Here is a 25,014-nt window from a genome sequence, read left to right as displayed (position 1 = left end):
TAGGAGTTGAGCCCCTAAGAAATTCGTTGGATGAAAATCTGGCTAGCCAAGTGGCTAGCCAGAAAATTCAATTAAAGACCTGCTAGACGTGCAGTGTCTTCAGCAATAACTAGCTCTTCGTTAGTAGAGATAACCATTGCAGGGATACGGCTGTTTTCAGTAGTGATAACGCCTTCGCCGCCGAAACGAGCTTTAAGGTTAGCTTCGCTGTCTACTTCGATACCGAAGATACCTAGACGGTTTAGAACCATTTCACGGATAGGTGCAGAGTTTTCGCCGATGCCGCCAGTGAAAGTGATTGCGTCTAGACGACCATCTAGAGTTGCAGTGTAACCAGCAACGTACTTAGCTAGACGGTGACAGAACACGTCCATTGCACGAGTTGCTTCTTCTTTCTCACCGTAGTTGTCTTCAACGAAACGACAGTCAGAAGTCACTTCAGTTAGACCTTGAAGGCCAGACTCTTTAGTTAGCATTGTGTTGATTTTCTCAACTGAGTAACCAAGAGTGTCGTGTAGGTGGAAGATGATCGCAGGGTCGATGTCACCACAACGAGTACCCATTACTAGACCTTCAAGTGGCGTTAGACCCATTGAAGTATCTACAGATTGACCGTTCTTAACTGCACATACAGAAGCACCGTTACCTAGGTGACAGTTGATGATGTTTACTTCTTCAACTGGTTTGTTTAGTAGGCCTGCAACTTCACGAGTGATGAATAGGTGTGAAGTACCGTGCATGCCGTAACGACGGATACCGTGCTCTTTGTATAGGTTGTATGGAAGAGCGTATAGGTAAGACTCTTCAGGCATTGTTTGGTGGAAAGCAGTATCGAACACAGCAACGTTTTTAAGTGCTGGGAAAGATTTTTGAGCTGCTTTGATACCGATGATGTGTGCAGGGTTGTGAAGTGGTGCTAGAGTTGCACAGTCTTCGATACCTTTTAGTACGTCGTCAGTGATAAGTGCAGACTGAGTGAATTGCTCGCCGCCGTGTACTACACGGTGACCGATAGCAGCTAGGTTCTCAGAAAGCTCTGGCTTAGAAGCAAGAATAGTTTCTACCATGAACGCTAGTGCTTCTTCGTGTGCTGCACCGTTACCAAGTTGAGCTTCGTGTTTGCCATCAAGTTTCCACTTGATACGTGCTTCAGGAAGGTGAAGACATTCAGCAAGACCTGATAGATGCTCTTCGCCGTTCTCGGCATCAACAACAGCAAATTTAAGAGAAGAACTACCGCAGTTTAAAACTAAAACTAGCTTAGACATGTGTGACTACCTGTTATTCGTCTGATCAAAATCAGTTAAAGGATGAAAAATTAATCACAAGAATAGCCGATACCAGCAATGCTGCGTACTAATCTTGGTCAAAAATCGTTCTAATTCCATATAAAGAAATAGTGATGAACCCATCCATCACTATGATGCGATCCGTGCAGATAGATATCTCGGAGTTGCTTAAATTGTAAATAACAGCAACAATGAGATTGAGGGTCTGCAAAGGATAGCGATAATAGGCAATGATAACAAAAAAAATTTGAAAGAATATTAACTTTCATCAATTTTTTGCACCTTCAGTTGAAATGTTCAACTATTTTTTAGTGAGAGAGCGGTATGAGTAATAAAGTCGGATTGATCCATAGCCTGAAAGACGGCCAAAGTTACATGGAGATCTGGCCAGTTCGTAAAGAGCTGGGTGCCATATTTCCTGAGCAACGTATTATCAAAGCGACTCGTTTTGGCATTAAAGTCATGCCGGCTGTCGCTGCTATCAGTGTTCTCACTCAAATGGCGTTCAACAATTACAACGCGTTACCTCAATCTATTGTCGTTGCCCTGTTTGCTATCAGCTTGCCTTTGCAAGGTATCTGGTGGCTCGGTGCTCGCTCAAACACCAAATTACCGCCATCATTGGCTTCTTGGTATCGCGAACTTCATCAAAAAATCGTGGAAACAGGCTTTGCCTTAGAGCCAGTTAAAGCGCGACCTCGTTATAAAGAGCTCGCAATAATTTTGAATCGTGCTTTCCGCCAGCTTGATAAGTCCTCACTAGAGCGCTGGTTCTAACTCATTTTAGCGTTCAACAATTTTTAAATGGAGTGTGCAATTGCCACTCCATTTTTTGTTTTGTCTATATCCTCATCGCGCAGTATTCGCAGTGGGGCTAAGCCTTTAGCCCGCAACCATCCTCTAGCTACGTTTGAGTGCATTACATTGTTGCGTAATAGAATGCTATCTTGCGATCACAAATGTTGCCTTAGTGTTAAATGTTTCTTTTCTTTACTAAGACTTAGTAGTAATAATAAAAATAAGATGCACAAGAAGTGCACAGATACGCAAACACAACATCACGCCTTCTCACATTTGATCTCATGAGTATCCACATATTGCTGAAGCTCGTGAAACAAGGACGAAGACACATCAAGGAGTTATGATGAAAACGAAACGTTTATTAGCCACTGCCGTTCTATCCGCTACTGCTATTCTTTCTTCCACCCATGTATTTGCTAATACCGCAACAGTTGCGGTTTCTCAGATCGTTGAGCATCCAGCTTTGGATGCCACTCGCCAAGGTTTGCTAGATGGATTGAAAGCAAAAGGGTATGAAGAGGGTAAAAACTTAGAATTCGACTACAAAACAGCACAAGGCAACCCTGCAATTGCGGTGCAAATTGCGCGTCAATACGTGGGAGAGAGCCCAGACGTGCTAGTCGGTATTGCAACGCCGTCAGCGCAGGCACTGGTTTCTGCGACTCGTACTATTCCTGTTGTGTTTACTGCGGTGACTGACCCGGTAGGAGCCAAGTTGGTTAAATCGATGAAGCAGCCGGGCAAAAACGTAACAGGTTTATCAGACCTGTCTCCAGTGGCTCAGCACGTTGAGCTCATTCAAGAAATCCTTCCTCAAGTCAAAAGCATTGGTGTCGTCTTCAACCCTGGTGAGGCGAATGCGGTGACGCTGGTTAACCTTCTAAAAGAAAGTGCAGAGGCGAAAGGCATTAAAGTGGTGGAAGCCACAGCTTTGAAAAGTGCCGATGTTCAATCTGCTACGCAAGCCATCGCAGCAAAATCAGACATCCTTTACGCGCCTACGGATAACACTGTAGCGAGTGCGATCGAAGGCATGATTGTCGCGGCGAACCAAGCGAAAAAACCAGTCTTTGGCGGTGCAACATCTTATGTTGAAAAAGGTGCGATTGCTGGCCTTGGTTTTGACTACTACCAAGTCGGTGTGCAAACGGCAGATTACGTAGCAGCCATACTTGATGGTCAAGAGCCAGGAAAGCTGGATGTAAAAGTCGCAACGGGTTCGGATTTGGTCATCAATGAGAGCGCCGCTTCTAAGTTGGGCATCCAACTGCCGAGTTCTGTTGTTCAACGTGCGACTAGCATGCAGTAAATCACTTATCTTGAGGTAAGGACTCTTTCTCTCAGGCCCATTTGTCTCAGCATGAAAAATGGGCTAGTAAATCGTAAGTTTATGAGAGCAAAGTTTTTTCTGAGCGGATTGCTCTCTTTACCTCGACCTAAGTTGAAAGTTGTAACGTCAGATCGCTGCTAGCGATCTGAACATGCAGAAAGGAGCAGTTATGTCTGCATTTGCTTTTTTTGGCGCGCTTGAGATCGGCTTGATTTATGGCTTGGTTGCTTTGGGCGTCTATCTTACGTTTCGTGTTCTTGATTTTCCTGACTTAAGTGTTGATGGTAGTTTTCCTATGGGAGCCGCGGTTGCTGCGACAGCTATCGTTGCAGGCATCAACCCTTGGATTGCAACCGGTATGGCGATTATCGCTGGTGGCATGACAGGCTGGGTCACCGCATTTCTCGCTGTACGCTGTGGAATTTTGCATCTCTTAGCGTCCATCCTCACTATGATTGCCGCGTTTTCTATCAACATTCGCATCATGGGCAAACCCAATATGGCTCTTTTGGGTGAAGACACCATTCTCACTCCTTTTGAATCGATGGGTGATGCGATGTTTATTCGTCCGTTGGTCGTAGGCGTACTGGTTCTCATCTCTGCCTTTTTGGTGGTGCGATTGCTAAATAGCGACTTCGGCTTGGGCCTTCGAGCGACGGGTGTGAATGGCCGAATGGTGTCTGCACAAGGCGCAAGCACAGGGTTCTACACCTATTTTTGTTTGGCGCTGTCGAATGGATTTGTTGGCTTCGCTGGTGCGCTATTTGCGCAAACCAACAGCTTTGCTGACGTAACATCAGGCGTTGGTACCATCGTGGTCGGCTTGGCTGCGGTTATTTTGGGTCAAACGCTAATTCCAGGTCGCAAAATTTGGGTTGCCGTTTGCGCCGTTATTTTGGGCTCGGTGTTGTATCGACTAGCCGTCGCTTTTGCGTTGAGTTCTGGCATGTTTGGCCTTCAGGCCTCGGATCTCAACCTCGTGACCGCAGTGTTGGTTGCGGTAGCGCTCATTGCGCCTAAGCTCAAGCAAAGTATGAAAGCCAAACAACGCGTAACGACTGCGAAACAAGCGGCATCTAAAAATGGTTCTGGGGAGGCGTTATGATTGAACTCAACAACATCCAAGTGACGTTCAACCCTGGTACGATTTTGGAAAATCGCGCGTTGAAAGGGGTATCGTTAGAAGTACCAGAGCACCAATTTCTAACCGTAATCGGGTCTAACGGTGCGGGTAAATCGACATTGCTCGGAGCGGTGACGGGTGAGACACCAATGATTGGTGGTCAAGTGATCATTGATGGCAAAGACGTCACCAAGCAGACGGTTGCCCAGCGCGCTACTCAATGTGCACGAGTGTTTCAGGACCCGTTAGCAGGAACGTGTGGTGAGCTAACCATTGAAGAAAACATGGCTCTAGCGTACATGCGAGGTAAAAAACGTGGCTGGGGGCTGGCGCTGTCTGCCAAACGTCGCAAGTTGTTCCAAGAACGCATCAGTATTTTGGGGTTAGGTTTGGAAGACCGATTAGGTGACAGTATTGGTTTGTTGTCTGGTGGACAACGACAAGCCGTGAGCCTGGTGATGGCGACGTTATCGGAGAGTAAGTTATTGCTGCTTGATGAACATACGGCCGCGCTTGACCCACGTATGGCGGCTTTTGTCATCGATTTAACCAAGCGTATCGTCAATGAGTTTGATTTGACGGTGATGATGGTAACGCACTCGATGAAAGACGCGCTCGCTTGTGGTGACAGAACCGTCATGCTCCACCAAGGGGAAATCGTTCTGGATGTCGCTGGAGAGCAGCGCGCCAATATGCAAGTACCTGATTTATTAGACATGTTCTCTAAAGTTCGAGGCGAAGAACTTTCGGATGACAGTTTATTGCTCAATTAAATAGCATGTCTGATTCGTTACGCGTTTCTTCGACATAGTCAGAGCCGCGACTACGCCTACCAAGTGTGATCCTCCTTGAGAAAATAGGTAAAACACCGAATTTCCAAGGAGGATTTTTTATCTCTCATTCTTTAATAAAATAGTGGCATATCCACCTATTAAAGAGTGCTTATTATGTCTTTGCCATTTCTCTTTCATAGCCAGACGGTTGATGGTTTAGCTTTCGATGGTAAACGCGTGAAGGTCTGTCTAAAAACAGAAGCGTTAACATTTGATGCTGTTTATGTGCGTATTGAGCCAGACAACGAAGAATACCTTGTCGACATGGTGCAATGCGGCAGAGCTGGAGAGTTACTGCTGTGGGAAGTATCGTTCGAGCCGAATAGAGATCGAGACATCACCCACTATGTATTTAAAGTCGTTAGAAACGGTCAGCAATATTGGCTAGACGCACGTGGCGTGCAAAAACGTATTCCGCCCAAAGAATTTCATTTCAAATTGAATGTAAACCATCAACCGCCAAAGTGGGTTCAAGAACAAGTTTTCTATCAGATTTTTCCTGATCGTTTTGCCGCGAGTCAAAGTGAGTCTGCAATTCGTGAAGCGTACTGCGAGTACGATCCTGATGCTGTGATTAAAACGTGGGGAGAACCTGTAGGGAATCACCAAAATTCTGGGGCACGTGAGTTCTTCGGTGGTGATCTAAAAGGCGTTGAGCAAAAGCTTGGATACCTTGAACAATTGGGTGTGACTGCACTGTACTTCAATCCGATTTTTTCCTCGCCAAGTAACCATAAGTACGACACCACGGATTATTTCACGATTGATCCTATGTTCGGCACTAACGAGCATTTTGCGTCATTGTGCGAAAAAATCCGCAGCAAAAACATGAAGATCGTATTGGATGCGGTCTTTAACCATACTTCTGTGCATCACCCTTGGTTGGATATTCAGCAGAAAGGGAAAGGCGCGTACGGGAATCCTAAATCCGATTTTCGCGACTATTACTTCTTTGATGGGGAGAGTAATCACTATATTGGCTGGAAAGGTATCGACAATCTGCCGGTATTGAATTTTGAGAATCACGAAGTCAGAGAATATATCTACCAAGGTGAGGCATCGGTTATCAAACATTGGCTGAAGCCGCCATATTCCGTGGATGGCTGGCGTTTTGATGTCATTCATATGCTAGGTGAAGGGGAGGGGGCGAAAAACAACGCTCACTACGTGAAAGCATTTCGCCAAGCGACCAAATCCGTTAATCCGAATGCTTATGTGTTAGGTGAGCATTTTTTTGAGGCGACTCAATGGCTGCAAGGGGAGCAAGAAGACGGCGCGATGAACTACTACGGTTTTGCCCACCCTGTTCGAGCGTTTATCGCGCATCAAGACATCACGTACGACCCAATCGATATAGATGGTTTTGAGTTCAAAGCGTGGTTGGATGAATCCAGAGCAAAAGTTCCTTTTGCCAATCAGCTCTCACAACTCAATCAACTTGATAGCCATGACACGGCGCGTTTTCTCACCTTGGTGAATGGGGATGAGAAAAAAATGAAAATCGCGTTGGCCTTACTCATGACTTATGTAGGTGCGCCATGCATTTATTATGGTAGTGAAGTCGGTCTTGAGGGAAGCTTTGACCCAGATAACAGACGTTGTTTCCCTTGGCATTTAGTTCAGGGTTCGCATTGGATCCATCTGTACCAACAGTGGATTGAAATTCGCAAACAGTTCAAAGCCCTACAATCTGGCAGCATGCAATGGCTTTATTGTGACGAAAGAGCATTTGCTTATGCAAGACAGCTTGGTGAAGAGACGATCATTGTTGCAGTCAATATTGGTCTACAAGAAAGCACGATTGACCTACCATTGTGGCAGTTAGGCTTGAATGCGAAACACTTGCATCAATTATTAGATAAGTGTGAAATAATTGATTATGAAGGTCATGTTTCTGTCAATATGGCAGCATTAAGTATCAATTTGTGGCAAGTGAAGTGACACCGCATTCTATATTTATTAAAATTTGTGAATATGTTCATTAATAACTATAAACAGCCTCTTTAAGCCGATGCATATGAGAGGCGAACACTTAAACAATGGTACTCAATGGTTAACCAAAGGCGATTTAGCCTCTCATTTGTTGTTTTCTTTCCTTTAGTTCTATTCATTGTGGTAATGCTCGTTACTACAAAAAACTACTACGATGCAGTCAATCGCTATATTGATACTGAATATTCGCGTATCGATAGAGCGTTAACTCGTGGTATCAAAGTCTTAACTGCACTGGACTACAGCTTTACCAATTATTCAAACTTCGCGAACCCTCTTTCTGAAGAGCATAACTCTATTGTGAAAGGCGATATCTGCTATATATGGCCGATTGATGTTTTGCTATTGGAAAATGTTTACAGCGATGGCCTGCCAGCGGTTGATGTTGATTACATGATCGTCGGCGAAAAAAGCTTGTGTCAGGCAGGGACGAAAATCAACAAACTTGCAGAACAAAAAGCAGGCTTTGCCCCTTCTTTGTCCTTCCTTCATGATATTGAATCCCACATTGTTGGTATCCATTACATCGATAAACGTGGTTATGTGATTTCGTCGCCCGATAAGTACGCGAAGAATTTTACTAAAGAGCTTTGGTCAACGTTAAAGGCGAGGCCATTCTGGCAAAAAACCGCGCAAGATAAGGTCAACATTACATTGGCTGGGCCTGGGCCGATGCTTGATTCCATGGAAGGGCAAATCATCAGTTTAACAGTGCCAATTTACGAAAAAGGCGTCCACCAAGGGGTGCTCTCGATTGATTTTGATGTCGATGCGCTGCTCACGACTTCTGAAAACCTTGTCGGGAAGCTGCACTTAGTTTCCAATTTCCAAACGATTCCTGAAGATGCCGTGCGGATCAAGCCCATTGAAAAAGAGCGCTTGAGTGCCAATCACAGTATTTATTACGAATATAACTTATGGAGCGAGATTAAGAATTTAACGTTCTTTGAAAAGTTCAGCATCATGGTCGCGGTCTTTATTTACGTATTGAGTACCGTAGTACTGTTTTATGTCAACATGCACACCGAACGTCGCTACTTTAAAGATCTTGCTGCAAGAGACCCAATGACAGGGCTGCTCAACCGCAGAGGAATGCAGGCCGTTTGGCGTAATAAAATGACGAAGAAGAACGTGGCATTGGCTGTGTTCGATATCGATAACTTTAAGACTATCAATGATACTTACGGCCATGATGTAGGTGACTCTGCGATTCAACTGGTCGCGAAGTGCATCCGAGACAACATTCGTCACAGTGACGTCGCATCTCGCTTTGGTGGCGAAGAGTTTATTCTCGCGATATACGATGAAGATATTGAAGGGATGAAGCACATTCTTGAGCGAGTCAAAAAAGCGATTGATGAACGATCACGACGAGTCACGAAGAATGGGTTTACCGTGTCGGGTGGTGTGGTCTTTAGCTCTGCAAGCAAAGCGGAAAGCTTTGATGAACTGTTCAAGGCGGCTGATGAGAAGCTCTATGAAGCGAAAAGTACCGGAAAGAACAAGATTTGTTATTAGTTCGTGGCGCGCTTACTAAAAGGCCGTCTGACAAATAGCTAAAAGGGCGATAATATCGCCCTTTTTTGTACTTGTCGTTCAACCATTGCGCACAATTCGTGCATGTTGAGTGCTTAAGCCACTTGGCTTTGACGCGATTGGAGTTCATAGCGGTAGCGCTGGATGTGCTCAACAATCGGTGCTGCTTTATTAAATGTTCGGATTTCGCGGAATAATTCGTTAGCTTCTGGGTAAGATTGGCGCAGGTAAGCGAACCATTGCTTCACGCGGTTTGGATAGTACAAACCTTTATCACCCTTCATTTCAAACTTTGAGTAGTAGATCAGCAGGTCGACCACATCAGACCAAACCATTGGCGTGTGGTTGTGTTTTACCATGTTACCCAGGTTAGGAATGTTGAACGCGCCACGGCACACCATCAGAGAGTCGACACCAGTGGTTTCAATGCAGCGTTGACCATCTTCGAAATTCCAGATTTCACCATTGGCAATCAAAGGGATGGAGAATCGCTCGCGAATTTTATTGATGTATTCCCACTTGATTTCAGATGCTTTATAACCGCCTTGCTTAGTACGTGCGTGAACGGTCAGTTCATTCGCTCCCGCAGATTGAATCGCATCCACGATTTCAAAACAGTCTTCAGGGTTTTCCCAGCCCAGACGAATTTTTGCGGAGACAGGGATATTCGCAGGCACTGCGTCACGGCATGCTTTGACCACGCTATGAATCAACTCAGGATGCTGCAATAGCGCCGCACCTCCTTTGCTTTTGTTGACCATTTTTGCTGGGCAACCAAAATTTAGGTCGATGCCGCGCGCGCCAAGCTCTGCTGCTCGGATTGCGTTTTCCGCCATCCAGTGTGGCTCTTGACCTAGTAGTTGAACATGTACAGGCACACCAGAAGTGGTCTGAGAGCCTTGCATAAGCTCCGGACATAAGCGATGAAAGACATGGTCTGGCAGGACTTGATCGATCACTCGAACGAACTCCGTCACACACAGATCATAGTCGTTTATTTCGGTCAGGATTTGGCGCATCAAATGGTCTAAAACGCCTTCCATTGGGCCTAATACAACTCGCATAGTTTGCCTAATACAGTTTGGTGATAAAAAGGAGGGCGATTGTAGCGATGTCGGCTAAGTTTGTCATTAAAAGACTCGGCGCTGGTGCCAACTGGCATCTCACTTGTATTGGAGTATAATGCCGCCAAATTCATGGGAAACCAGATGTCATGCAATACACTTTGATTGAAAAAGGTGAAGTTCAACTTGATGAATCTTCGCTATTTATTGAAGGTGCGGTACTTGCCGCAAACCTAACCACAAAACCTTTGGCGCCAGAGGCCTGGCTTGAGCCGCTATTTGGTGAAGGTTTTAAATCGATTCAGCCAGCGGTCGAAGAGCAAATTCACAAGCAACATAACCGTATTTTACGTAATGAGTATTCAGCTCTAGAACTAACTGAAAAAGATCCTGAGCAGTTAGCCGATTTTGCTGAAGGTTTCATGTCGGTTTGGCCTTTGATTGAAGAGCAGTGGCAAGAGGTTGAATTAAATGATGGTTTACAACGTATGTTGCAAGCGCTGCTTACCACAATGATGCTAGCCATTGATGAAGAGTCTACTCAACAACATATGCGTGACGCGGGCATTGAAACACCGCCAGCGTTAACAGACCTTGTTGATCAACTTGATTTGATGTTAGTTGAAGTCGCATTGGGTGCAGATGAACTAATGGTTGGCAATAAATCTCAAAGCTTAAACCCATTTAAAAATGTGGGGCGTAACGATCCATGCCCTTGTGAGAGCGGTAAAAAGTTCAAGCAATGTTGTGGTAAGTAACACTATAAAAGCGAGTTACTGAATCGAACCTAATAAAAAGCCGACCCTAAGGTCGGCTTTTTCTCATCTATATTTTTATACGCCTTAACGAATTGGATTCTTACGTTTCACCGGAAAGAACTGTGCAATCACGATCAACGCCAAAGCAATCAAGTTACCAGCGAAGATAACCACCAACCATTGTGGCATCGATAAGTCGAAGAACTGCCAAACAATTTTTGAACAATCGCCATACGCTTCAAACATCCAAGGAACCCATTGGTTTAACGGAGCCCAACTTGGGAAGGTGACAAAAAGATCACAAGTTGCAAATGGTGATGGATTGAACTGGTAATCAACGTGCTGCATTGCAAGCATCAATCCTTTGTACGAGCTTAATCCCCAACCAATAAGCCCTAACCAGCGGAATAGTGCGTTGTTCGGTGCGATAAGTCCGATGATAGCTGCACCGCCAATACCCATCATTGCCACACGCTCATAAATACACATTACGCATGGCGCAAGCATCATTACGTGTTGGAAGTAGAGTGCGCAGGCTTCAAAAAATATGATGAACAAAAGAAGAAGCAACCACGATACGCGTCCCTTCGAAAATTGGTTAAGTGATGAAAAAATAGTCACGGTTTCAATCCTGTCTGAAATAGAAAAAAGCTCTGAATACTCAGAGCTTTTTATCGTGTATAAGTTTCCTAATCAACTCAAATTTTAGTGTCCGCCAGACACAACTGGAGTCAGATCACCGGTATGAGGTGCAATCCAGCCCGCATCGTAGAAAGACGCTGTTGCTGGCTCTAGGAAGAACATGATGCCCATCAGACCTACAATCGCCAAAACGACGGTGTATGGCAATGCCATCACTACCATTCGACCGTAAGACAGACGAATTAACGGTGCTAGCGCAGACGTTAGTAGGAATAGGAAAGCGGCTTGACCGTTTGGCGTTGCAACAGAAGGTAAGTTTGTACCGGTGTTGATTGCAACTGCTAACAGGTCGAACTGTTCACGCGTTATCAAGCCTTCCATAAGGGCTGATTTCACTTCGTTGATGTATACCGTACCTACGAATACGTTGTCCGAAACCATCGATAACAAACCGTTCGCAACGTAGAAGAGGGCAAGCTGTGTGCCTTTGTCTTCAACGGCTAACACGGCGTCAATAACAGGTTTGAATAGCTCTTGGTCAATGATTACTGCAACGATCGAGAAGAAAACCGCGAGTAGGGCTGTGAAAGGCAGAGCCTCTTCAAATGCTTTGCCCATTGAGTGCTCTTCAATGACGCCAGTAAATGACGTTGCTAGGATAATGACAGACAGACCAATCAGGCCAACGGCTGCTAAGTGAAGCGCTAACGCGACAATCAGCCAAACGGCGATAATGCCTTGTACCCACAGTTTTGCGACGTCTTGGTTTGTACGTGTCTTACGTTCTTCGCGGTCAAAGTCCACAAGGATTTGACGTACGTTATCAGGCAGTTGTGCGCCGTAACCAAATACTTTTAGCTTCTCAACCAATGCACAGGTAATAAGACCACAGATAAATACTGGTAACGTCACAGGAGACATACGGATTAGGAATTCACCAAATAACCAACCCGCTTGGTCTGCAATGATAAGGTTTTGAGGTTCACCAACCATCGTTGTTACGCCGCCCAGCGCGGTACCCACACCAGCGTGCATAAGCAGCGAACGTAGGAATGCACGATAGTTTTCAAGGTCATCACGAGTCAGTTCTGTGATGGTGTCGTCTTGAGTATGGTCGTGATCGCCAATTGGGTTACCTGAAGCAACTTTGTGGTAAATCGAGTAGAAACCAACTGCTACGCTGATGACAACAGCGATTACTGTCAGCGCATCTAGGAATGCTGACAAAAACGCGGCTGCGAAACAGAATGCAAGCGAAAGCAGAGTTTTTGAACGAATACCAAGCAGGATTTTGGTGAAGATGAACAGCAGAAGCTGTTTCATGAAGTAGATACCCGCGACCATGAATACTAAAAGTAGTAATACTTCTATATTCGCAACCAACTCATGCTTTACTTGCGCTGGGCTGGTCATGCCAATAGCAATAGCTTCAATTGCAAGTAAACCACCAGGTTGTAATGGGTAGCATTTTAAAGCCATTGCAAGCGTGAAAATAAATTCTGCGACGAGCAACCACCCAGCAACAAATGGATTTATTAGGAAGAAAACAATCGGGTTAATAATAAGGAAGGCTATAATGGCAACTTTGTACCAATCAGGCGCTTTACCAAGGAAATTCTTGATAAAAGCGTTTCCGAGCGATATCGGCATGATAATTCTCTTTATAACAATATTATGAATAGACACTACAATTAGCGCTCAAGTATCTGTTTGTTAGACTTATTAACTAGTCTTTTAAAACAATAACTTAGTAAAACAACAATCCTTTGTTTTATTGTAGTTTTGCCAAGTTACTTCCCCTGAACTCAAGCACCGCTCACTTTCGATCGCAAACTCTACACTCCGGCTTTTATTAGTCAATAACAAAACGTAATGCTTCCGACTAAAACTACTTTTTAAGTGTAATAACGCGATCAAAACGGCGTTACTATATCATGGAAAGCTTGAAAAAATCCCCTTGGATTTTAAATGACGCCAAGTGACGAGAAAAGATCAATTAAAAAGGAATATTAACCAGAGAATACAAATTTATTTTGCATATTATGAACATAAAAATGTGACGTACTTGTCGTTATTTTTTCTCTATTTGTGTTCGGTTTCTTTTTTATAAAATACAAATTTTACGGCTTTGAACTGCTTCACTAAGTATCCTAAATTCAGCGAACGTGTAGAGTATTAACTCTATATTGAGGGATCGTTTCAATAATTGATCGTAAATTTTCTCAAATCGTTAAGTAGTGGTATGATGAGTAGTATCGACCCTCAGAAATCAATATTGGATAAAAAGTAGAATGGTCATTAAGGCGAAAAGCCCTGCGGGATTCGCAGAAAAATATATTATCGAGAGCATTTGGAACGGCCGTTTTCCTCCAGGCTCAATTTTACCTGCTGAGCGCGAGCTGTCCGAACTGATTGGTGTTACTCGAACGACTTTACGAGAGGTTCTTCAACGACTAGCACGTGATGGATGGTTGACTATCCAACACGGTAAACCAACAAAAGTTAACCAATTTATGGAGACATCTGGTCTGCATATCTTGGATACGTTGATGACGCTAGACGTCGATAATGCAACAAATATTGTAGAAGATTTGCTTGCGGCACGTACCAACATCAGCCCTATCTTTATGCGTTATGCATTCAAGGCGAACAAAGAAAACTCTGAGCGTACAATCAAGAACGTAATTGAGTCTTGTGAAGCGCTTGTGAATGCATCGTCTTGGGATGATTTCATTGCCTCTTCTCCGTATGCGGATAAGGTGCTTCAAAGCGTTAAAGAAGACAACGAAAAAGATGAAGCAAAGCGTCAGGAAATCTTGATCGCGAAAACATTTAACTTTTACGATTACATGTTGTTCCAACGCTTAGCATTCCACTCTGGTAACCAAATCTACGGTTTGATTTTCAATGGCTTGAAGAAGCTGTATGACCGAGTTGGCAGTTACTACTTCTCTAACCCGGCATCACGTGATTTGGCGCTAAGATTCTACCGTCAACTGCTAGAAACTTGTGAAACGGGCCAGCGTGAACAATTGCCAGTTGTAATTCGCCACTACGGCATGGAAAGTGCTCAAATCTGGAACGAGATGAAAAAGCAACTACCAACCAACTTCACTGAAGATGATAGCTAAGCATTGAGTGAGCAAAGTTAGAAAAAACCGCAGGCAATGCCTGCGGTTTTTTATTGCTCGTTACTTACGGCTTTTGATCTAGTTCTGCATGCAATTATGTCGAAAAATGAGTCTTTCAGGCTAATGATAGTCTGGGCAAAGGCAAATACAGTGTTTCGACAATATCTGATAGCACGTGATCATAGGTATTGAAAATCGTCAGTGACAGGTCTGAGGTGATGCCATAAAGCTCTTCTTCTGTTAGTCCGGTGTGTTTTCCTTCGACATAGTCGTTTAACGCTTGTGTCGAACGTACGGAGATCGGCGCTGCGATAGTCAGCGGTGCTATTACCGCTAACTGATTCAGTTTACGTGTCATTACAGATGCGTAGTTCTTTACTCGAACGCTTCCTCCTTGTTCGTTTAAGTCTTGAATGCTAATACGAAGTTGAGTCAAGGTTTCGAGGCTATCGATAATGGTTTGCCAATTCATGTGGTACTCATCATGCAACTCATCTCGTTGCTCAACTGCTAGCCACGCAATAGTGACTTCATCCATTAAGAACAAACAATGTCGAATCAGCTTTCCGTGCTCCATTTGATTTCTCGCGATGCTGTTTTCCTGCCATTGTTCGAGCAACTTACTGACTTTTATCTGTAACACACGATACATGGGTTTATTTTCAAAGCGCGATGTTTCCAACAAAAGGTGCAGCTTGTTGTTGAGAGCATGATGGATCTCTTCTATTTCTCGCTCATAGTTTTGTTGGGATTGAAGGGAGTAATGTGTGATTGCTCGATGACGTCTAAGCAAGTTAACGACATCGCGAAGTAGGGTAAGCAACTGATACTTTCGTGCATGTTGCTGTTCGCGTTTTGTGGAAAGGTGGTAAATGCCGGCTAATATGGCGACGGATAATAACGTTGAAATCAAAACAAACATAACCAACTCCTTGTTAGTGTTTGGACCTAGCAAGAAGGAATTTGCAGTTTTGATGCCAATTAAAATTACTTTAAAAACAAGTGGTTAAAATTTAAACCTAAATGTTTTGCGCGTTATTGGTGCAGAATCTCCCCAATAATGTGAATTTGATCAAAAAAATCCCCGCCTAGAGAGGCGGGGATTGAACTCATTTCAAGCGTAACGTAAGGGAATTACATTACTCGCATGCCAGGCTGAGCGCCGTCGTGTGGCTCAAGAATCCATAGGTCGCTACCACCAGGGCCTGCCGCTAGGATCATGCCTTCAGACATACCGAATTTCATCTTACGAGGTTTTAGGTTCGCTACCATTACGGTTAGCTTGCCTTCTAGCTCTTCAGGTTTGTAGGCTGATTTGATGCCAGAGAAAACTTGACGAGTTTCACCACCGATGTCCAGTTGGAACTTAAGCAATTTGTTTGCTTTAGGCACTTCTTCACAAGAGATGATGCGAGCGATGCGCAAATCCACTTGAGCAAAAGTATCAAACTCAATCTCGTCCGCGATTGGGTCTTTGCTTAGCTCAGTTTCTGTTTTAGCCGCTTCTGCTTTCTCTTTCGCTGCCATTTCTGCTGCAGCGTCTTCTTTCGATGCTTCGATCATCGCTTCGATGTTCTTTGGATCTATACGGTTGAATAGCGCTTTGAACTTAGTGATTTCGTGGCCAGTGAGTGGCTGAGCAATGCCTTCCCAAGTTAGCTCTTGGTTTAGGAATGCTTCAGTACGTGCAGCAAGAGCTGGCATTACTGGTTTCAAGTAAGTCATTAGTACGCGGAACAGGTTGATACCTACAGAACAGATTTCTTGTAGTTCCTGATCTTTGCCTTCTTCTTTCGCTACAACCCAAGGGGCTTTCTCGTCAACGTATTGGTTTGCTTTGTCCGCAAGTGCCGTGATTTCACGGATAGCACGGCCAAATTCGCGAGCTTCAAAAAGCTCTGCGATACGGTCAGCCGCTGCCACGAATTCGTTGTAAAGCTCTGGTTCAGCGAAGCTGTCAGACAGTTTGCCTTCGAAACGTTTAGCGATGAAGCCTGCGTTACGAGATGCTAGGTTAACGATCTTGTTGACTACGTCAGCGTTAACGCGCTGAGTGAAGTCTTCAAGGTTAAGATCTAGATCGTCAATACGGCTGTTTAGTTTCGCTGCGTAGTAGTAACGTAGACATTCTGGGTCTAGGTGATCGAGGTACGTGCTTGCTTTCACGAATGTACCTTTCGACTTAGACATTTTCGCGCCGTTTACCGTTACGTAGCCGTGTACGAATACGTTGTTTGGTTTACGGAAGCCAGAACCTTCAAGCATTGCAGGCCAGAATAGGCTGTGGAAGTACACGATGTCTTTACCGATGAAGTGGTAAAGTTCAGTTTTACTGTCTTTGTTCCAGTATTCATCGAAGTCTAGATCTTCACGTTTGTTACATAGGTTTTTGAATGAACCCATGTAGCCAATAGGTGCATCTAGCCATACGTAGAAGAACTTGTCTTTTTCGCCTGGGATTTCGAAGCCAAAGTAAGGTGCGTCACGCGAGATATCCCATTGTTGCAGACCGGATTCAAACCACTCTTGCATCTTGTTCGCGGTTTCTGATTGCAGAGAACCAGAGCGAGTCCACTCTTTTAGCATGCTTTCAAACTGAGGCAGGTCAAAGAAGAAGTGCTCAGAATCTTTCATTACTGGCGTCGCACCAGAAACTGCAGATTTAGGATTGATCAGTTCTGTTGGGCTGTAAGTCTCGCCACAGTTGTCACAGTTATCACCGTATTGATCTTCAGACTTACACTTAGGACATGTACCTTTTACGAAACGATCCGGTAGGAACATCTCTTTTTCAGGGTCGAAAAGCTGAGAAATAGTACGGCTAGAGATAAAGCCGTTTTTCTTTAGCTCTAGGTAAATGTGAGATGCCAGCTCGCGGTTCTCTTCTGAGTGCGTGCTGTGGTAGTTATCAAAGCTGATATCAAAGCCAGCGAAGTCTTTTTGGTGCTCTTCGCTAACAGCGGCAATCATCTCTTCTGGAGTAATACCCATCTGTTGCGCTTTAAGCATGATTGGCGTGCCGTGAGCATCGTCAGCACAGATGAAGTTTACAGTGTTGCCGCGTAGGCGTTGGTAACGAACCCAAATGTCCGCTTGGATATGCTCAAGCATATGGCCAAGGTGGATCGAACCGTTAGCGTACGGAAGGGCACAAGTTACCAGCAGTTTCCTTGAAGGAAGGTGTCTTGGATCGTTTGCCATACTTAATATTCGCTTTTCTTGATAGGTATAAAAAAATTTTGATGGATAATACTACCCCATGAACTCACTAACTCCAAGGTGTCAAACCGCGGAATGCCTTAGTTTTTTTAGGGTTCTGGTTATGTCGGGTCGGTGGTAGCATGGTACTCAAAAGGAGGACTTATGCATCAGTTCACTTCAAAACAAGATTTTTGTCATTGGTTTAATCAATTTCAACATCCACAGTTAGTGGAAAACTGGGCCGATATTCACGGCGTTGTCACCATCACCGCTCAAGGTGAGGTGAAGATTACATTGCCATTTGCTAGTAATGAGCTTCAGCGCACATTGCAAGAATGGATTCAACAACAGCAAGCATCCAAAGCTGTAGCCGCGTTTCCGTTTCACATTGAACTCGGCGTAAAAGCACTAGAAACGCAGGTTTCTAATGCGGTGAAAGGCGTGAAGAATATCATTGCGGTGAGCTCTGCAAAGGGTGGGGTGGGCAAATCCACAACAGCCGTTAACTTAGCCTTGGCTATCGCGCAGTCGGGAGCGAAGGTTGGCCTATTGGATGCCGATATATACGGTCCATCGGTTCCGATGATGCTCGGCCAGGAAGATGCGAAACCAGAAGTTCGTGATGGCAAATGGATGGAGCCTATTTTTGCTCACGGCATCTATACTCATTCTATTGGCTATTTAGTTAATAAATCTGAAGCAGCGATCTGGCGTGGCCCTATGGCATCGAAAGCGTTAGCTCAGCTATTGAATGAAACCGATTGGCCAGATCTGGATTACCTAGTGATAGACATGCCTCCAGGCACGGGTGATATCCAGTTGACGTTGTCACAACAAATTCCTGTTACCGGCACGGTTTTGGTGACGACGCCACAAGATTTAGCGTTGGCAGACGCGCGCAAAGGCGCAGCAATGTTTAACAAAGTCAATGTGCCAGTAGTAGGTGTGGTCGAAAATATGAGTTACCACATTTGTAGCCAATGTGGCGCGACTGAACACATCTTTGGTATGGGTGGCGCGGAGAAAATGTCTCAAGAGTTTGGCTTAGCGCTATTGGGCCAAATTCCGTTGCATATTTCTATGCGAGAAGACATTGATGCTGGTGTGCCAACCGTTGCGAGACGACCTGACAGTGAGCATTCAGGCTACTACAAACAGCTTGCAGATCGAGTGTGTAGCACAATGTTTTGGCAAGGCAAAGCGAAACCAGATGCAATCAGTTTTACAATGGTAAACTGAGGTTGGTGGTTGAAAGTTGCACATTTTAACGTTTGCCCGGAGGTTAATCCTCTGGGCAGGCAGAAACTTATGACTAAACTCTAATTCCAGCTAGTAACTACGGGGTGAACTCCCTATAATCAGGCAGTTTATCTTTTTATGTGACTAGAAATCATCATCGGGTGCAAACTAATGTCTGATAATAATCAATGCGTCATCGTAGGTATTGCTGGCGCTTCTGCTTCTGGAAAAAGTCTGATCGCGAGCACAATTTACAATGAGCTTCGCGCGAAAGTAGGCGATCATCAAATCGGTGTCATCACGGAAGATTGCTACTACAACGACCAAAGCCACCTAAGCATGGAAGAGCGAGTAAAGACGAACTACGATCACCCGAGTGCGTTGGACCACGACCTATTGTGCGAGCACCTAGAGAAGCTTGTACGTGGTGAGGCCGTGGAAGTGCCTGAGTACAGCTACACAGAGCACACAAGAACAAGTAACACCACCACAATGACCCCTAAAAAGGTAATCATTTTAGAAGGTATCCTTCTTCTTACTGACCCTCGTCTTCGTGACCTGATGCACGCGACTGTATTTATGGATACGCCTCTGGATATCTGCCTACTTCGCCGCGTTAAGCGTGACGTTGAAGAGCGTGGCCGTACAATGGAATCCGTTCTTAAGCAATATCAGCAAACTGTTCGTCCGATGTTCATGCAGTTTATCGAACCTTCTAAGCAATATGCGGACATCATCGTACCTCGTGGCGGTAAAAACCGTATCGCGATCGATGTACTAAAAGCTCACATTGCAAAACTTTTGAAAGCTTAAGTCTTTAGACGGCTATATCGCTTTATTTTTATGATAAGAAGTGGCACTTTAGGTGCCACTTCTTTTTTTGTTTTTAAATTAGTCAGTTGCATGTCAAAACCGGATGATTTTCACGCTTTTGTGGAACTCTCGGCGGTAAATCTAGTCTGCGCTTATAATTTTAAAAACACACGAGCAAGGAAAAACAAATGAAGAAACTGCTCTTAGTTCTCGCGATACCTGTTGTGGTATTTGTTGCTGCAATTTTAGCGTTAACTATTTTTGTCAATCCAAACCAATTTAAGCCACTGATTGTTGAGCAAGCTCAGAAACAAACAGGGTTAGAATTAGTGATTGAAGGGGATATCAGTTGGCAATTCTTCCCATCAATTGGTTTTGAATTGGGAAGAACCGAACTGCGTAACCCGCAAGGTTTTAGTCAGCCAAATCTTTTTAAAGTCGACACTGTCGGTGTTGATGTTTCTGTCACACCACTTTTTAGCAAACAACTTGAAATCGGTAACATTACTTTAGATGGTGCGGAGTTCTACGTTGAAACGAAGAAAGACGGCAGCAAGAACATTGATGCTCTAACGAAAGCGCAAACTCAACAAGCAGAGCAACCGAATGATACTGCACCAGATCAAAGCGGCGAATCGCAGTCTGAAGGCTCAGATTGGAGTATCAACCTGGCTGGTGTTACGGTTTCTAATGGCTCACTAGAAATTCAAGACAAGCAAGCCGGCAATTACACCAAGCTGTATGATGTATCGTTGAACCTTTCTGAATTTGCTTTTGACAGCTGGACGACAGCTGACTTTGGTGTGAAAGGCGAAATGAATGACCAGAAGTTTACAGCAGAAGGTAAGGCAGACTTTAAACTGGCGAAAGGTCTTACCAGTTATGCGTTGAAGAACATCGATGTTGATGCGACGTACACTGATCCAAACAACACTATTGAATCGGCAAAAATTGGCTTAGATACATTTGAATTCGATAAAGTAAACAATCTTAACTACGCGCTTAAAGGCAGTGCTGCTGGTATGACGCTGGACATGCAAGGCGGTGGGCAGCTTACGGTTGACCAAGCGATTAGCAAAGTGTTGTTGAATAAGCTTACGCTGAAATCAAGCTTTGAAGGTGATGCTTTGCCACAATCACCAATGAAAGTTGATATGGTCTCTGACCTCTCATTTGACCTAAACAAAAGCCACCTTAGCTTTATTCTAGAGAAGTTAACCGCAAACGCGATTGCATTGGATGGTAAAGCCGATGTGACATTGGGAGACATTCCAAAAATACGTTTTACCCTTCATAGCCCTAATATCGATTTAGATGAATTCTTAGGCTTGGATAAACAAGCACCAGCAAGCGAAAAGCCAGCATCTGGTGGTAAGAGTGCATCCGCGGGGCCTGAAGTTGAGCCGGATCTTTCAGCACTGAAAACGCTGGATGTCAAAGGTGATATCACCATCGATAAGTTCAAAGCGGCTAACGCGAAAATGGAAGCGGTAAAAGCGAGCTTCATTGTCAATCGTGGTGTGTTTGACCTCACATCATTTAGCTCGAAGTTGTACCAAGGCACAATTTCAGCAACAGCAAGACTAGATGCACGTAAGACGCCAGCGACTTACAGCGTGAAAAAATCAATCAAAGGTGTGAAAGTTCAACCGCTACTGATTGATGTTGCTAACAATGACAAGCTAGAAGGTACGGGTAACATCGACGTGAATGTCCAAGGTAGCAGTTTGACGCCGACAGGTATCAAACAGAACCTTGCTGGTACGGTAACGATTAACTTTGCTGATGGTGCGGTAAATGGCATCAACGTTGCTCAATTGATTCGTGAAAACTACGCGCGATTCAAAGGGCAAAAAGTTGAAAGTACCAACGAAGTGAAGAAAACAGACTTCAGTGCGATGACCGCGACGTTGAAACTAAACAAAGGTGTGGTATCAACGGACAACTTGCATGCTCAGTCACCATTACTACGTGTGCGTGGTAAAGGCAGTGCAAACTACATCAATGAGACGGTCGACTTTACTATCAGTACTTCAATTGTGGGTACGCTAGAAGGCCAAGGTGGTAAAAACATCGATGAGCTGAAGGACATCACGATTCCAATCAATGTGTCTGGTAAGTGGGCGGACCCTAAATTCAAACTCGTATTCGATGATGTTCTTAAACAGAAAGCTCAGAAAGAAATTGACCGTGGCGTAGAGAAGCTAACGGACAAAATCAAAGATGAGAAAACCAAAGAAGCGGTCGATGGTCTGTTGAAGAATCTTTTCAACTAACCACGTGTTGAAAGTGAAAGGGTTGGCATTGTGCCAACCTTTTTTTCATTGTGCTGCAAGCTTTACCAGTCGACGCCTTTCAGCGCTTTTACGCCAGATTCAAATGCGTGCTTTACATTCTTCACTTCAGAAACGGTATCGGCCATTTCAATTAGAGTGCGATGTGCGCCACGACCAGTAATCACAACCGACTGCATTTTTGGGCGATTGTTTAACGCTTCGACCACTTCGTCCAAATCGATGTAACCGTAACTCACCATGTAAGTTAGCTCATCGAATAAGATGACATTAATAGAGTCGTCTTGCAGCATGCGCTTACATTCTTTCCAGACCAGTTGCGCTGCTTCGGTATCGGCGGTTTTGTTCTGCGTCTCCCAAGTAAAACCAGTCGCCATAACTTGGAATTCTACTCCCAGTTTTTCTAGCAAGTTGCGCTCGCCGTTGTCCCAAGTGCCTTTGATAAATTGAGCCACTGAACACTTAAGGCCGTGACCGACGGCGCGAGCAATCGTGCCAAAGCCAGATGTCGATTTACCTTTACCATTACCAGTAATGATCAGCAGTAGACCTTTCTCTTCTTGAGCGGCCGCAATTTTTGCGTCTACCTGTTCTTTTACTTTTTGTTGGCGTGCCTTATGGCGTGCTTCTTTATTTTCTTCGATAGACATAATACTTCCTTAAATCCGTTTCGTGCTTTGCCCACGGTAGCTTGGGTTCATTGAATTATCTCGCTATGATAGACCAACATATCGTGAAGAAAAACCATCGATAATTCAGGGAATAAAATGAAGAGAATACTCGTTGTTTGTATGGGAAATATTTGCCGTTCACCAACCGGTGAGGCCGTTCTGAGAGCTAAAGCAGAAGAGTTAGGTGTCGATGTCGACATTGATTCGGCTGGGACAATTGGCTATCACACCGGAAACACGCCAGACACAAGAGCCATGGCGGCAGGGAAACAACGTGGCTATTCGTTTAAAGGAATGCGAGCTCGCCAAGTGTCAGTGCAAGATTTCGAAGACTTCGATTTGGTACTGGCTGCGGATAAAGCAAACTTGGCTGACTTACTCGATATTTGTCCTGCAGAACATCGTCATAAAGTCTCGCTATTTTTAAGCCACTCTAATTCGAGTTATGACGAGATCCCAGATCCTTACTATGGTGGAGATGATGGGTTTGAGTTGGTATTGGACTTAATCGAAGAGGCGTCGGTAGCGGTTTTGCAGAAGCTGTAATTATCACGATATCAGATAAATAATAAAAGGGATGAGCATTGCTCATCCCTTTACGCATAGATTAGCCAGCTAAAATGTCCGTTGCGACTTTGTAGCTAGGGTCTTCTTTCACGTTGATTTCGACTAGACTGCCAGCTTTGTCGAGTAGTTTGCGACAATCTGGACTTAAGTGGCGAAGGTGAAGCGTTTTGCCGATGGAAGCGTAGCGCTCTGCTAGCGTTTCAATTGCCTCAATTGCCGAGTGGTCTGTTACGCGAGAGTCTGCGAAATCGACAATCACATCTTTAGGATCTTCTGGCGCATTAAACAGCTCGAGGAAGTTTGCTGCTGAACCAAAGAAGATTGGACCGTGAATTTTGTACTCTTTTGAGCCTTCTGCGTTCAAGCAAGTATCTGCGTAAATGTGCTTCGCATGTTGCCATGCAAACATCAGCGCTGAAGCGATTACACCAACCGCGACCGCAACAGCAAGGTCAGTCAGTACTGTAACGACGGTTACTAGTACGATAACGAAGAAATCTTGCTTTGGTACACGGCGAGCCAACTTAAATGTTGCCCATTCGAATGTGCCAATCACAACCATGAACATCACACCAACTAGGGCTGCTAGTGGAATCATTTCAATCAACGATGACGCAAACAAAATGAACATCAGCAGAGCTACAGCCGCTACGATGCCAGACAGACGGCCACGGCCACCGGAGTTTACGTTGATCATTGACTGCCCAATCATTGCACAACCACCCATCGCGCCGAATACAGAACATGTCATGTTTGCCATACCCTGACCGATACATTCACGGTTAGATTGGCCACGAGTATTCGTCATTTCGTCTAAAACGGTCAGCGTTAGCAAAGATTCAATTAGGCCGATGGCCGCAAGGATCACTGCATAAGGCAAGATGATTTGCAGAGTCTCTAGCGTAAATGGCACTGATGGAATAGAGAAGGTTGGCAAAGAGCCTGCTAGTGTAGCGGCTTCATTACCTGACATAGAACGTAGGAAGTCGACAACTGTACGTGTCTCTAGATCTAACCCAACAACTAGTGCAGTCACGGTTACGATAGCAACAAGTGAAGATGGCACTGCTGTTGTAATTTTCGGCAAGAAGTAGATGATCGCCATGGTCAGCGCAACCAAACCTAGCATTAACATCATTTGATCTTGTGGAAGCCAAGTCAGCACGCCATTCATGTCTGGAGCCTTGAATTGTCCTAATTGCGCGAGGAAGATAACAATCGCTAGGCCGTTAACAAAACCAATCATTACAGGGTGTGGAACGATTCGAATGAATTTGCCCAATTTAAATAAACCGGCAGCAATTTGAAGAATACCGGCCAACATAATGGCAGCAAATAAGTACTGAACACCGTGGCTTGCAACAAGAGAGACCATTACTACAGCCATTGCGCCTGTAGCACCAGAGATCATGCCTGGGCGACCACCAAAGATTGAGGTGATAAGGCCAACGATGAATGCTGCGTACAGACCAACCATTGGGTCTACACCAGCAACGAATGCAAATGCTACGGCTTCAGGGACAAGTGCCAGGGCAACCGTCAAACCTGATAGCACGTCATTTTTAATAGAGTGCTTAGAAAATTGCGGGAATTCGAACATGTTTGTCTTTAAGTTCTCGTTGAGATGAGTTTATCCCGACACATATTCGTATTTGCATTAACCACTAAGTGATGAAAATACATTCAAGGTACTTAGTGTAAACCGTAGTAATAAAAGAGCAGCAGTAGAA

At 44.6% G+C, this 25,014-nt stretch carries 20 protein-coding genes; 12 read left to right on the top strand and 8 right to left on the bottom strand.

Going from position 1 to position 25,014, the window contains the following annotated elements; all coding sequences use genetic code 11:
• Positions 1–71: 71 nt before the first annotated feature.
• Positions 72–1,268 (bottom strand): acetate kinase, encoded by a 1,197-nt coding sequence (locus tag ACF8EG_RS07715; RefSeq protein WP_005461478.1) that lies wholly within the window; start codon positions 1,266–1,268, stop codon positions 72–74.
• 345 nt (positions 1,269–1,613) lie between these two features.
• Between ACF8EG_RS07715 and yfbV the strand changes: the two genes are divergently transcribed.
• The 6 genes from yfbV to ACF8EG_RS07685 all read left to right on the top strand — a co-directional run bounded on the left by yfbV (position 1,614) and on the right by ACF8EG_RS07685 (position 8,886).
• A complete protein-coding gene (gene yfbV / locus ACF8EG_RS07710) occupies positions 1,614–2,066 on the top strand; it encodes a terminus macrodomain insulation protein YfbV (protein WP_005461479.1) in 453 nt (150 codons plus the stop codon).
• A gap of 367 nt (positions 2,067–2,433) precedes the next feature.
• The gene (locus tag ACF8EG_RS07705) at positions 2,434–3,399 is read left to right on the top strand and encodes an ABC transporter substrate-binding protein (RefSeq protein ID WP_005461481.1); all 966 of its coding nucleotides are present in this window, start codon (positions 2,434–2,436) and stop codon (positions 3,397–3,399) included.
• A gap of 190 nt (positions 3,400–3,589) precedes the next feature.
• Positions 3,590–4,525, top strand: coding sequence for an ABC transporter permease (locus ACF8EG_RS07700; protein WP_005461508.1), 936 nt, complete (start codon positions 3,590–3,592; stop codon positions 4,523–4,525).
• Positions 4,522–5,316, top strand: coding sequence for an ABC transporter ATP-binding protein (locus ACF8EG_RS07695; protein WP_005482418.1), 795 nt, complete (start codon positions 4,522–4,524; stop codon positions 5,314–5,316). The genes ACF8EG_RS07700 and ACF8EG_RS07695 overlap by 4 nt, the downstream gene beginning before the upstream one ends.
• A 174-nt stretch (positions 5,317–5,490) precedes the next feature.
• A complete protein-coding gene (gene malZ, locus ACF8EG_RS07690; protein ID WP_206926090.1) occupies positions 5,491–7,317 on the top strand; it encodes a maltodextrin glucosidase in 1,827 nt (608 codons plus the stop codon).
• A 108-nt stretch (positions 7,318–7,425) separates the two neighbouring features.
• Positions 7,426–8,886, top strand: coding sequence for a sensor domain-containing diguanylate cyclase (locus ACF8EG_RS07685; protein ID WP_206926089.1), 1,461 nt, complete (start codon positions 7,426–7,428; stop codon positions 8,884–8,886).
• A 113-nt stretch (positions 8,887–8,999) separates the two neighbouring features.
• Here ACF8EG_RS07685 and dusC read toward each other — a convergent pair whose 3' ends face one another.
• Complete coding sequence (gene dusC / locus ACF8EG_RS07680) at positions 9,000–9,968, bottom strand: tRNA dihydrouridine(16) synthase DusC (RefSeq protein WP_206926088.1); 969 nt, start codon at positions 9,966–9,968, stop codon at positions 9,000–9,002.
• A 149-nt stretch (positions 9,969–10,117) separates the two neighbouring features.
• On the opposite strand from dusC, the gene ACF8EG_RS07675 reads away from it, so the two are divergent.
• Positions 10,118–10,726 (top strand): SEC-C metal-binding domain-containing protein, encoded by a 609-nt coding sequence (locus tag ACF8EG_RS07675; protein ID WP_069504691.1) that lies wholly within the window; start codon positions 10,118–10,120, stop codon positions 10,724–10,726.
• 84 nt (positions 10,727–10,810) lie between these two features.
• Here the strand turns inward: ACF8EG_RS07675 and dsbB are convergent, their stop codons facing one another.
• Positions 10,811–11,347, bottom strand: a complete 537-nt coding sequence (gene dsbB, locus ACF8EG_RS07670) for a disulfide bond formation protein DsbB (protein ID WP_069504690.1) — start codon at positions 11,345–11,347, stop codon at positions 10,811–10,813.
• An 84-nt stretch (positions 11,348–11,431) separates the two neighbouring features.
• Positions 11,432–13,018, bottom strand: a complete 1,587-nt coding sequence (gene nhaB, locus ACF8EG_RS07665; RefSeq protein WP_005461506.1) for a Na(+)/H(+) antiporter NhaB — start codon at positions 13,016–13,018, stop codon at positions 11,432–11,434.
• 641 nt (positions 13,019–13,659) lie between these two features.
• Between nhaB and fadR the strand changes: the two genes are divergently transcribed.
• Positions 13,660–14,499 (top strand): fatty acid metabolism transcriptional regulator FadR, encoded by an 840-nt coding sequence (gene fadR / locus ACF8EG_RS07660; RefSeq protein ID WP_005461531.1) that lies wholly within the window; start codon positions 13,660–13,662, stop codon positions 14,497–14,499.
• A gap of 115 nt (positions 14,500–14,614) precedes the next feature.
• Here fadR and ACF8EG_RS07655 read toward each other — a convergent pair whose 3' ends face one another.
• On the bottom strand, positions 14,615–15,421 hold the full coding sequence (locus ACF8EG_RS07655) for a hypothetical protein (RefSeq protein WP_005494538.1): 807 nt from the start codon (positions 15,419–15,421) through the stop codon (positions 14,615–14,617).
• A gap of 212 nt (positions 15,422–15,633) precedes the next feature.
• Positions 15,634–17,700: a methionine--tRNA ligase gene (gene metG / locus ACF8EG_RS07650; protein WP_069490069.1), complete on the bottom strand. Its 2,067-nt coding sequence runs from the start codon at positions 17,698–17,700 to the stop codon at positions 15,634–15,636.
• A 162-nt stretch (positions 17,701–17,862) separates the two neighbouring features.
• Here metG and apbC point away from each other — a divergent pair, with 162 nt between their 5' ends.
• The 3 genes from apbC to ACF8EG_RS07635 all read left to right on the top strand — a co-directional run bounded on the left by apbC (position 17,863) and on the right by ACF8EG_RS07635 (position 22,028).
• Positions 17,863–18,939: an iron-sulfur cluster carrier protein ApbC gene (gene apbC, locus ACF8EG_RS07645; RefSeq protein ID WP_025546071.1), complete on the top strand. Its 1,077-nt coding sequence runs from the start codon at positions 17,863–17,865 to the stop codon at positions 18,937–18,939.
• A gap of 171 nt (positions 18,940–19,110) precedes the next feature.
• Positions 19,111–19,752 carry a uridine kinase gene (gene udk / locus ACF8EG_RS07640; protein WP_005461598.1) on the top strand — a complete coding sequence of 214 codons (642 nt, stop codon included), beginning with the start codon at positions 19,111–19,113 and terminating at the stop codon, positions 19,750–19,752.
• A 188-nt stretch (positions 19,753–19,940) separates the two neighbouring features.
• On the top strand, positions 19,941–22,028 hold the full coding sequence (locus tag ACF8EG_RS07635; protein WP_069504688.1) for an AsmA family protein: 2,088 nt from the start codon (positions 19,941–19,943) through the stop codon (positions 22,026–22,028).
• Between the two features lie 62 nt (positions 22,029–22,090).
• Here ACF8EG_RS07635 and cobO read toward each other — a convergent pair whose 3' ends face one another.
• On the bottom strand, positions 22,091–22,696 hold the full coding sequence (gene cobO, locus ACF8EG_RS07630; protein ID WP_005494542.1) for a cob(I)yrinic acid a,c-diamide adenosyltransferase: 606 nt from the start codon (positions 22,694–22,696) through the stop codon (positions 22,091–22,093).
• Positions 22,697–22,813: 117 nt separating this feature from the next.
• On the opposite strand from cobO, the gene ACF8EG_RS07625 reads away from it, so the two are divergent.
• The gene (locus ACF8EG_RS07625) at positions 22,814–23,263 is read left to right on the top strand and encodes a low molecular weight protein-tyrosine-phosphatase (RefSeq protein ID WP_025506294.1); all 450 of its coding nucleotides are present in this window, start codon (positions 22,814–22,816) and stop codon (positions 23,261–23,263) included.
• Positions 23,264–23,324: 61 nt separating this feature from the next.
• On the opposite strand, the gene ACF8EG_RS07620 is transcribed toward ACF8EG_RS07625, so the two are convergent.
• Entirely contained in the window at positions 23,325–24,884 is a 1,560-nt protein-coding gene (locus ACF8EG_RS07620) for a SulP family inorganic anion transporter (protein ID WP_017448358.1), read from the bottom strand.
• Positions 24,885–25,014 lie beyond the last annotated feature (130 nt).

Source organism: Vibrio sp. YQ_11, assembly GCF_043103065.1.
Lineage (GTDB): Bacteria > Pseudomonadota > Gammaproteobacteria > Enterobacterales > Vibrionaceae > Vibrio > Vibrio parahaemolyticus.
Note: the sequence above shows the minus strand (reverse complement) of the source record. Positions and strands in the feature narration are given on the sequence as shown.